This window comes from Thalassoglobus sp. JC818 (genome assembly GCF_040717535.1).
In the GTDB taxonomy this organism is placed as follows: domain Bacteria; phylum Planctomycetota; class Planctomycetia; order Planctomycetales; family Planctomycetaceae; genus Thalassoglobus.
This window is the reverse complement of sequence record NZ_JBFEFI010000019.1, coordinates 21,538-30,916: the sequence shown is the minus strand read 5'-3', so window position 1 is coordinate 30,916 and position 9,379 is coordinate 21,538. Positions and strand designations below refer to the sequence as shown.

Genomic DNA, 9,379 nt, shown 5'->3' with positions numbered 1-9,379 from the left:
TGAAAACATGCGACCGTTCCTGATGGAGGCTAGGGGATTCGAATTGCTTTGCGCGAACGACCGCCGTGAAAGCACTTCGGACTCGGCTACTGATCCTTGCGCAAAGAGTGATGCTGCCAATGGTGCCATCCGCGATTTACTAGCTGAACTTCCTGATTTGCTCTGGATGATTCAGGTCTGGCCACTGCTCCAACCTTCAGTCCGATCTCGAATCGTCGATCTGATCCAGGATTGTTAACGATCACCCGATCCTCCCACTTTACCGAATGAAGAAGGTTGCGCTGAGGGTCTGCCGTGACAGCGGTTCTTGTCGGACGCCCCCCTCTTATCTTTGAATACCTCCCCGAGATGCTGCCAGCGTCGAGCTCGGGCCTAGCCTCTGTTGACCGCCATAAAAGTTTCTAGTGGGACAGAAATCACTCATGGGGTGGTCCAAGATCGTTAAAAAGCGGACGTCGAACGCGAGTTCGAAGAGATCGGACTTGAGTTTGCTGCGGTTCAGCCAACTGGAAAAGGCTACCTCGCATGTTGGACGTTTGATCAACTGCATGGGGACTCACCTTCGAAGCAGGAGCGTATGACCGTCCGAGTGGCACCGAATGAGGTGCGGATCGAGCAACTCGGTCAACTTGGCAAGGCGACCCGCCTTGCCGCATCCGCTGGCCCTGCGTGTACTCATTGGCTGGGTCCAAAACACGGAATGTCGATCCGGTCGCTGGCTGAGAAGGCCCTGATACTTGTCAGGCAGAACGAATCCCTTGCGAATCAACTGGATGACGTGATCGCCGCTGAGCAGGTTCCGGGCTTTTCGCAAATGCTTCAACAAGCCAGCGAGGCGATGGCTTCCGTCTCGAACGCCGTTGATCACGGACTCGGTAACCCGAGGTTGACGCTTTGTTCTACAGTGGCGATTACTTCGGGGATGTCGACGCACGGTTATTCATCAAGAACCTGGAGAACGTTCAGGGCGACGAACGCGATGTGATTTTTTTGTCAATGGGGTATGGGTTCAATGATTCTGGAAAATTCACCAAAAGCTTTGGACCGATCAACCTCCAAAATGGCGAACGTCGGCTGAACGTGGCCGTCACGCGTGCACGAGAAGAGCTGGTGTTTGTTACATCGGTCCGCTCAGCAGACATGGACCTTTCGGGCAGTAAAAGCACAGGAGCCCACCTCTTGAAGGCCTACCTTAACTACGCCGAGAAAGGGGTCGACACTCTCGGGTTAGCAATCAATGAATTTGCTGCTGAAGCCGACAGCCCGTTTGAGGAGGAAGTCGCTGCTGCCCTGATTCGAAGAGGACTTGATCCGGTCCCACAAGTTGGCTGTGGTGGATTCCGAATTGACCTCGCCTTAAAGCACCCCGAGCGGCCGGGAGAGTTCTGCCTGGCTGTCGAGTGTGATGGGGCAACTTACCACTCATCGAATACCGCTCGCGATCGCGATCGCATTCGCCAAACCATCTTGGAGAACTTAGGCTGGCGGATTGTTCGGATCTGGTCGACGGACTGGATACGAGATCCCAATCGCCAGATCAATCGAATTATTGCGGAATACAATGCTTCTGTTGCATTGTCCCCACCGCAGTATCAGTCCCACTCCGAAGCGTTTGAGGAGGACGAGTTCGAACCGCAATACGTCGAGCCTCCAACGGCTTCGAAGCGACCTAATTTCCAGTTCAACAGTATTGATGACGTGCCAGACTCGGTCATCCAATCGACGGCAGAATATGTGCTCACACAGGCTGGCGCGATGGCATTCGACGATCTCGTCAAACAAACCTCACGTGAACTCGGCTTCCGTCGGCTCAGCGTGAAAATCAAGAGCCGACTCGAAGCCCGGCTTGATGACGATCTCAAATCTGGTCTACTCAAGCGTCTCGGGGAGCGAGTGATAATTGGGGAGTTTAACAAATGAGCGAATGCGTAGACCATTTGGGAATCAAGATACGGTCACGTCGAGCGTTCGGCCAAGCCACAAAATTCCAACGCAACGATTCGTCCCAAATATTTTGCTCCAACGAAGTATTCCCGCAAGTACCGATTGACCATCCAGTCGATTTGACCGCAGCCACTTGTGATTTGGATCGATCGTGACCGACGACAGTTCGCCCTGAGAACGCAGCAGCTGTTTCCGACCGGCTGCGTTTGATGGCATCGCCCCTACTCGGAATGATCCTTCCTTTTCGTAATGATCCGAATACCTTTTTCGTCTCGTTTGAACTTTGAAATGAAGTCCGCCTCCTTCAAGCATTTCACCAGAGCCAGGTTGATCTCGCTTTCTGCAATCAACGGCCTCTTTCCGTATTTGGCGATTTCTTCGTAGGGAGCCCCAATTGCTTCAAGATTGCTCATCACCCGAGCCTGGTCCCACTTCGGAATCATCAGGGTGAGGAGGTTGACTGCATCGCCTTTTGGCACGGCCTTGATAACCTTTTCGACGAAATTCTGGTCAGAGTCGTCAATCGCTGTCCCAGGGTTGGCGAGTATCTGCACAACCTCGTTCGTTAGTTTCTCATCCTCTCCACAGTTAATCGTTCCAGCGTTCAGAAGTAATTTCCTCTTCGCATCCAGCGGAATTGATGATTTCAGAAGTCCAGCGAGTTCCTTTTCTCCCAACGGCCAATCTTCAATTTTCTCTTGAAAGGTCGAGAATTGCTTCTCGATCAGTGCCACCCGAAGCTCAGGATCGCTTCCTAGCCAACTGTATGTGTCCTGACTCAATTCGATCGTTCCGAAGCGGATCAGGTGGAGTTTCTTCTTGTTATCAATTGTGGTTGGATAGTGGGCGACCTTTCCTAAATCGGGACGAATTAACTTCTTGTAGCTTTCCAAATCCATCTCATCGAACTCGACGAGCTGATCAAAGAGCTTCGGCTGATTTTTTTTCCCGTCCTTGGCCAACTCGGAGACGACATCAGGTGATCTGAAAATTGGAGCAAGCTGCTCAAAATCGCCCGTCTCGTCAAAAAGATCTTCAACGTTCTCCCAGTTGATAACAAATTTTTCTTCCTCGACGACAGTAGCCCAGTAGCATTTAGGCACTTCCAAGAACCTGAGTCGTGCCTCTTGTCTCTCAACTACCCGTTTCCCCAGATCTTCTTTTAATCCCTGAACGGACAACAACATCTCGACGCCCTCTTGAGGCTCGGTGACGGTCTCGTCCACCTTCAGATAGCAATTCTCGAAGAAATTGTTGATGTGCTTTTCGACATGACGGAACACGGACGGCGGAGCGTTTTTCAAGCTGAGAAACATCTCGGATTTGGCCACCTTCGCTTCCACTCCATGCTTCGCCAGAATTGTGGAGACGTTCTTCGGTGTTAACTCCCAGATCGCATGGTCGGTCACGGCATCTATGGCTGCCATACGACATTCGTTCGAAAGACCCGAGAAACTGATGTCACTGATTAACATTCCGCTTTTCGCCAACAATGGAATTCTTTCGGCGAGTTCGGGACGATCGAAGATGTCCGGACCGGATTTCTCAATGAGTTGCGTGAACCTGCTTGGCTGCCGAAGCTCTTTGATGGTATTACTGAGTGCTTTACTAAGAATCTCCTTGACGTGAGGAAGCGGATTCGAGCATCCAGCCGCGTCTTCGAGGAAGTTTTCCCAATTCTGAATGAGTGTACGTAGCAGTTTTGCAGTATGTTCTCCTTCCGCGTAGTAGGCTTCGAGAAATCGGAAGGCTTCGTCTGGAAACGCTATCAACCCCTCAATCAACCTCGCGTGATGAACGCCCACCGTCACACCGAGGACATGATCTACCAAGGTGATATTGAAACCTTGGGGTTTGCCGAATAAACCGTCGTCGAGGATTAGAAGTATCTCATTTGGGGTATCGATCTTCTCGCCAGAATCAATTTCATCACCCTTGTTGAACCTTTGAACGAATTCACGGTCGACATGAGTGATCGCGCCCTTATGAAAATATGATGTATAATAGTCGTAGTCTTCTCCAAGGAACCCTTCTGTAATGAGGTAAACGAAAAGCTCACCATGCTCAAATTGCGAAAGTTTTTCTGTGATCTCCTTTAAAGCGAAAAGGCGTTTCATCGGTAAGTAGCGAGCATCGCGCAACTCTCGTTCGACAGTACTTCGACGATCTACAAGACCCTGCTCTTCAAGGCGTTCAGCTTTGTCGATTTCGCGCAATTTATCATCGATTGAGAGTCTTGGGTGTATGGTCTCCTCCAAGTCCGAAACCGGTAGTTGTCGCACTTGGCGCCCGTGTCCATCTATCACATTGATTTTGCGATTTTCCTTCAACCCCTTTAGGAATGATTCATAGTCGCCGTGTCCGTCAAACGTCGGGCCTCCATTTAAAGCACGAAAACCCATTACCGGTCCGTTGATTCGGCGTTGTAGGACTCCGAGATACGCACAGACCAACGCTTCCCGGTAAAGGACTCGACCTTCCCGAGCCTTCTTCTCCACGTCGTTTAACTGCTTCAGCTCGTGGCTGAGTTCCTCTCGCTTTTTACGCCTTCTTTCCTGGAGCTCCTCAACAAGGTTTGCAAGCTCTCCTTTGTTCATGTGCAGTTTGCCGAAATCGCTCGAAAAAAAACACTTTGTACAGTATTATTGCAAAAAGCTTGTTCGGATCGAGATTGGAGTCAGAAAGGGTGTTGCGATATAGGGAGTACTCGTTCACGATATTCACCAAGTGACGATTGTCCGTGACATAGACCGTGACCTGACGAAGAAACTTTTCTTGCAGTCCCTCCCTAAGTCCTGCCTTCACTAGTTTCTTGTAGAGAACGTCGTAAGCATTTCCTGCACTAACGAAAGGGATTACTGGGATAAGTAAATCGAAGAACTTGGTCCGGTCCTTTCCCTTAAACAGGTCATCTCGGATCGCGAAGAGGAAGACAATCGGCTTCTCTGTTCGTGGACCTACATCCGGATTGGCATTGATGAGTTGATTGATCTCACGAATTTTCGTGAAGATCTCAGTCTTTCCGAAACGATCCAGGTCTTCGATGATGACGATGTCACACGGAGTTTCCTGGAAGAAGTAAATGATCTCGTCCAAGTGCTTGTTGAACACAGACTCTTTAGATTTGTCCTCGGTCTCGATCTCGGCATTCTTGAGAGACAGTCTCTTGACCGAGAGCCCCGAACTCGTCTTAAGAATTTTGTAGACGATATAGAGAAAAGAGGCTAACCAAAATAATCCGACAATCCCGAGTACCACAAAGTGCTTCCAGTGATCCGCCTCAGAGGCGAATTGTTCGAGCAGATTCCAGTACTTTATCGCTACTCCCGTCAAGATTGCACAAACACTCAGGAGGAATGCCTTTGCTAGCAACCAAGTCGGCTTCCTAATCTTCTTAAAGCGTGAATACTCCAACTGCTCTCTACTCGCGCTGTAGATCAGCTGCTGAAGAATGCTTTTTTCAATTCTGTCTGATGATATTGCTTCTTCGTTGTCGCCCTCGAAAGTCGCCAGCGAGATTCGAATGAATCTCAGCTTTGGGTTGTGGTCGCAAAAAGCATTGATGAGACTCGTTTTTCCTGCACCATAGGGACCAGTTACAGATACGCAGGTGACGTTTTGTTCGATGATTGTGCTGAACGCGCTGGCATAGCGTTGGTAAGTTTGCGGATCTGAGACAGGCAAAAGCGCTTCGAGCTGATCCTCTTTGGTCGCCGGTTCATACTTTTCGGAGAAAGAGGGGAAGCAATTCGTTACATTCTTGAATAGTTCCGCCATGGTGTGAGGAACTCGTTTTCTATTTTCCTCTTCCATTTTCTTGCCCATGTAAGAACAAAACTGCCAACTTTTTGACACAGCCATCCCACGACGGGGAGGCGGTTGCCGCTACAGAATTTGGAAGAGAACTGTAAAAGGGTTTGCGACGGAAAACAACGGTCCGTTAGCCCTCGGTTTTCACCTCGCCCGATGCAGCTGCAACTGGTTGCTGAATTTGTTGATGTCACGGCAGTCTGTGAGTTGATCAATTTCCGCAGGCTTACGGGCGAAGACCGTGTCAACGATTTAGATGCAGTCTCGAACTTGAGAGTACGCTTCGCGCGGCAGCTTCAGCCTTCAGGCACGACCAGTACACGCATTCGAGTAGATGAGCTTTCAACACTTCGCAATAGTGAACAGGTTTGGCGAAGGAGTTGCATGGGTGTTGGAGTGAAAGGAGACACTCATGCTCATTACCCTGTACGGTCGGCCGACATCACGTCGGTCCAATAAAACAGGGTTCAGGGCGGCTCCAAAACCATATCTTTCGGCTTCACATTGGCTTTTGATTGAAGACCTGTTTCCAGACTCACCTGTCGTCTGTTGAGGTGGACGTCCCAGAGATTCTCAGCGGCACTGCCTGGAGGGCATGGCTATGGGGGCACCGAACTGGTGCTCGATGGCAAGCCAGTTTCTCTTCACTCTGGCCAGAGCGGTACCTCAGTCCTGCAACATGTTGGCGTCGACTGAAGGAATGGACTGAACATGGTCTCCTCAAACAGGCGTGGCAACGACTGGTTCAGTTTCACGATCGTCGTGGTCGACTCCAATGGAAGCAGATGATCGGCGACGCAAAGTTTTCATCAGCAAAAAAGGGGCGAAGACGTTGGTCGAACAAAGATCGGCAAAGGCACCAAACTCATGGTGCTGACCGAAGAGCAAGGCCTGCCAGTCTCGCTGTTCATCTGTGGAGCCAACATCGCTGAGGTACATGCTGTCGAAACGCTCGTTGATGTCCGGGTGATCGATCACCGTCCCGACTATCTGTTGTACGATAAAGCCGCTGATGCGAACTGGCTTCGCGACGCCTTAGACCAGCGCGGTATCGAACAAGTCACCAAACATCGCAAGAACCGCAAACACAAACGGCAAGACGGCAGGACCGCTCGCAGACTGACCACACATCGGTGGAAAGTCGAACGCACGATGAGCTGGCTCAAGAACTCAAGACGACTCGAAGTCCGCCGGGAATACTACCCACAACTCTTCCAAGCATTCGCTCATCTCGCCTGCATCTTGCCATTCTTAAACTGGTATTGAAACAGCCTCTAAGAATTTCGTTTCTCCAGATGGTGAAGAAGTTGAAGCGTGATGACAACGACACGAACTTGCATTGCAGAGTGCTCGAGTCTTCTCGATTCAATGCTGTCTTTGACATACGACAGGAAACCGTTGAGACCACCTTCCACGGAGATGACATCTTGGAGTGCCGGTCCGAGATGTTCCCAATCCATAATGTGGTTTACATCGAATCGCCTCCAAGCGGACATCCGCTTCATGGCATGTCGCCTTCTTTGCTGATTCGCTCGGTTCCGTGAACGAAGTTTGCTCCGGCATTCTAGGCATCTGCCTGACCAATAGTGACGGGTTGAAACTCGCCGGCAGCAGAATGTGCAATATTTCGTTTCTTCATGTTGCGGCGATGAACATTGTTCCGAGACGTCACCAAGCGTTCTGTCCTGAGTCAGAGTGGGATGATTCATTTCTGAGGTGAAGTGAGTATGCTCGTTCATTTTTGTCTACCTGCTGGCAGTGAAAGATCGGGACTCTTCTACTATATCGTCTGAGCGCAGTGACGATGAGTTTTCGAGAGCTGGTTTGCCAGTGAGTTCACAAATGCCGACTACCACTTTCTACCACGCTTCAGTTGAATCAGCTTGAAAACAACTGAAAGCAGGTGTAGTTGAGTTAATTCAATTGCAATGACGTGATCGGAGATATATCGTATATAAATTATGCGGTAGCCTTGGTGTTGCAGCGGAATTTGGGATAGCTTCTCATTCTTAGGACTCCAGATCCTGCCACTGAATACTCGCTGTCCGTTTCTGAATATCGACTTGAACGGTTGCGTGTTGAAACTTTCGAGAATAACGAAAGCCGACCTTCGTTGCCGGTCCGCTGGGCGGGCCAAGAGGGCGGTCATATTCCGGTAACCAGCGCATCCAGCGGTCGTCTTCGTCTGCCGAGTATCCTTCGTGGATGCGAAAGTAACTGTGCTCTTCGGCGCAGATCAGAAAGATGGCCAACGGAAAGATAAGTGCTTCTCTCGCCGCCTCGTCCGAGTTGACTTTTGCATGGCTTTCATCGATGCCGAGTGCGCTGGTGTTCTCTGGAGTGTTGAAGCCGGCATTAAACGCGATGATTTTTCCCTGGCGTGCCGCTTGTTGCATCGCGTCGATGCCTTTGGCGACATATTCTTCATAGTTGACCCCACCCACGTTGTGAAAGAAGCCTTCGAGGTAGGATCCGTCGAAGTAATCCAGATACTCAAGGCCTGCATCGTCGAAACGTGCGCGAAGGATATTACTGATCATCAGTTTGTTCGGGCCTATAGCTTCTCGCGTTTGCTTCATTAACAGGTGGTAGCCGTCCATCGTCTGTTCTTTCTTATTCGCTCCGATCTGTCGGCGTAGGTATCCTGGCTCGAGTGCCTTGATGTTGCCGTCAATGAAGATGCCATCGATCGATGCATCGGCCGTCATGATTTTGCAGGAATTAAGCCACCAGTCGCGCAGCTGCGAGTTAGACAAGTCGTAAGCCGAGATGCGATTGCGAACCAGTTTCGTATTGCCGCGATCGTCATGCAGCATGGCTCCAGAGATATCCTCAAGCCCTTTGTTCGCTGCATAGCCGCCGTAGTGAACGATCACATTGCGATAGTACAGGATCGTCGCCTTCGGATTGATCTCCTTTACTGCCCGAGCCGCGATCAATGTTCCCGCTTCGACCGAGTCGTGATCTTCGTGACCGTTCGCTTTCTCGAAAGTGATCAGCGGGAACTTACTCAGGAACCTGATTTCTTCCGCGGTGAAGGATTTTGCCTTGCGGACGTGCATGTACAGCGGAATACGATCCCAAGTAAATTCCGGGTAAGCAGTCTTCGGTTTTGTGTCGTCCGTTGCCTGGGGCATCTCAATTGCATCCAGAGCAAACGAATCCGGCGTCCACATCACCAGGAGTCCGATGATTGCGATGACAAGCGTGCTGCTACGAGTTTTGGTCAACGGCAACTCCTTGTGTTATATTTCATTCAGTGAATTGGAGGCGAGGAACATTGTCCTCTTACGCCGCAATGCTACTTAATTCACAAAACCTTCGACATCATCTAATACGATCATCTCAACTGCGTCTTAACCTCGAAACCTCAGCTCGACATTCTTGAATTCAACATTCCTGGCATGTCGAATATATTCTCCCCAGGCAGGCAATACGCCAAACTCGTGGGTACCCTGAGCGAAGGCATTCGTCGACTGAAACAATAGCAATACGCTCAGGGACACGACGACTCTGAAACGGGCCATGAAAACTGCTGAATCTTCGCGCTTCAAGATCTACACTCCTTAGCCTTAGAAGAAACTTCGCCTTCACAGTTCAATCGGAAATTGATGTACCGAATGCC

The 9,379-nt window shown here is 50.3% G+C and carries 7 protein-coding genes and 1 pseudogene; 3 read left to right on the top strand and 5 right to left on the bottom strand.

Annotated elements, in window-relative coordinates:
• Nucleotides 1-238, top strand: a 238-nt coding sequence (locus AB1L42_RS23380) for a hypothetical protein (RefSeq protein WP_367062483.1), incomplete at its 5' end; no start/stop codon positions are given.
• Between the two features lie 318 nt (nucleotides 239-556).
• On the opposite strand, the gene AB1L42_RS23375 is transcribed toward AB1L42_RS23380, so the two are convergent.
• On the bottom strand, nucleotides 557-868 hold the full coding sequence (locus AB1L42_RS23375) for a hypothetical protein (RefSeq protein ID WP_367062480.1): 312 nt from the start codon (nucleotides 866-868) through the stop codon (nucleotides 557-559).
• Nucleotides 869-894: 26 nt separating this feature from the next.
• On the opposite strand from AB1L42_RS23375, the gene AB1L42_RS23370 reads away from it, so the two are divergent.
• Complete coding sequence (locus AB1L42_RS23370) at nucleotides 895-1,920, top strand: AAA domain-containing protein (RefSeq protein ID WP_367062477.1); 1,026 nt, start codon at nucleotides 895-897, stop codon at nucleotides 1,918-1,920.
• A 245-nt stretch (nucleotides 1,921-2,165) separates the two neighbouring features.
• On the opposite strand, the gene AB1L42_RS23365 is transcribed toward AB1L42_RS23370, so the two are convergent.
• Both AB1L42_RS23365 and AB1L42_RS23360 read right to left on the bottom strand, forming a co-directional pair.
• Entirely contained in the window at nucleotides 2,166-4,541 is a 2,376-nt protein-coding gene (locus tag AB1L42_RS23365; RefSeq protein WP_367062474.1) for a hypothetical protein, read from the bottom strand.
• Nucleotides 4,510-5,757, bottom strand: a complete 1,248-nt coding sequence (locus AB1L42_RS23360) for a P-loop NTPase fold protein (RefSeq protein WP_367062471.1) — start codon at nucleotides 5,755-5,757, stop codon at nucleotides 4,510-4,512. Before AB1L42_RS23360 ends, AB1L42_RS23365 begins: the two co-directional genes overlap by 32 nt.
• A gap of 810 nt (nucleotides 5,758-6,567) precedes the next feature.
• Here AB1L42_RS23360 and AB1L42_RS23355 point away from each other — a divergent pair.
• Nucleotides 6,568-7,020 (top strand): annotated as a pseudogene (locus AB1L42_RS23355) (transposase); the annotation flags it as partial.
• A gap of 8 nt (nucleotides 7,021-7,028) precedes the next feature.
• Here AB1L42_RS23355 and AB1L42_RS23350 read toward each other — a convergent pair.
• Together AB1L42_RS23350 and AB1L42_RS23345 are read right to left on the bottom strand one after the other, a co-directional pair.
• Nucleotides 7,029-7,259 (bottom strand): hypothetical protein, encoded by a 231-nt coding sequence (locus AB1L42_RS23350; protein ID WP_367062468.1) that lies wholly within the window; start codon nucleotides 7,257-7,259, stop codon nucleotides 7,029-7,031.
• A 504-nt stretch (nucleotides 7,260-7,763) separates the two neighbouring features.
• Nucleotides 7,764-8,930, bottom strand: a complete 1,167-nt coding sequence (locus tag AB1L42_RS23345; protein WP_367062465.1) for a putative glycoside hydrolase — start codon at nucleotides 8,928-8,930, stop codon at nucleotides 7,764-7,766.
• Nucleotides 8,931-9,379 lie beyond the last annotated feature (449 nt).

Coding starts and splice junctions, on each gene's coding strand:
- AB1L42_RS23365 (WP_367062474.1), bottom strand. CDS start 4,541: ATGAACAAAGGAGAGCTTGCAAACCTTGTTGAGGAGCTCCAGGAAAGA.
- AB1L42_RS23360 (WP_367062471.1), bottom strand. CDS start 5,757: ATGGAAGAGGAAAATAGAAAACGAGTTCCTCACACCATGGCGGAACTA.
- AB1L42_RS23350 (WP_367062468.1), bottom strand. CDS start 7,259: ATGAAGCGGATGTCCGCTTGGAGGCGATTCGATGTAAACCACATTATG.
- AB1L42_RS23345 (WP_367062465.1), bottom strand. CDS start 8,930: ATGTGGACGCCGGATTCGTTTGCTCTGGATGCAATTGAGATGCCCCAG.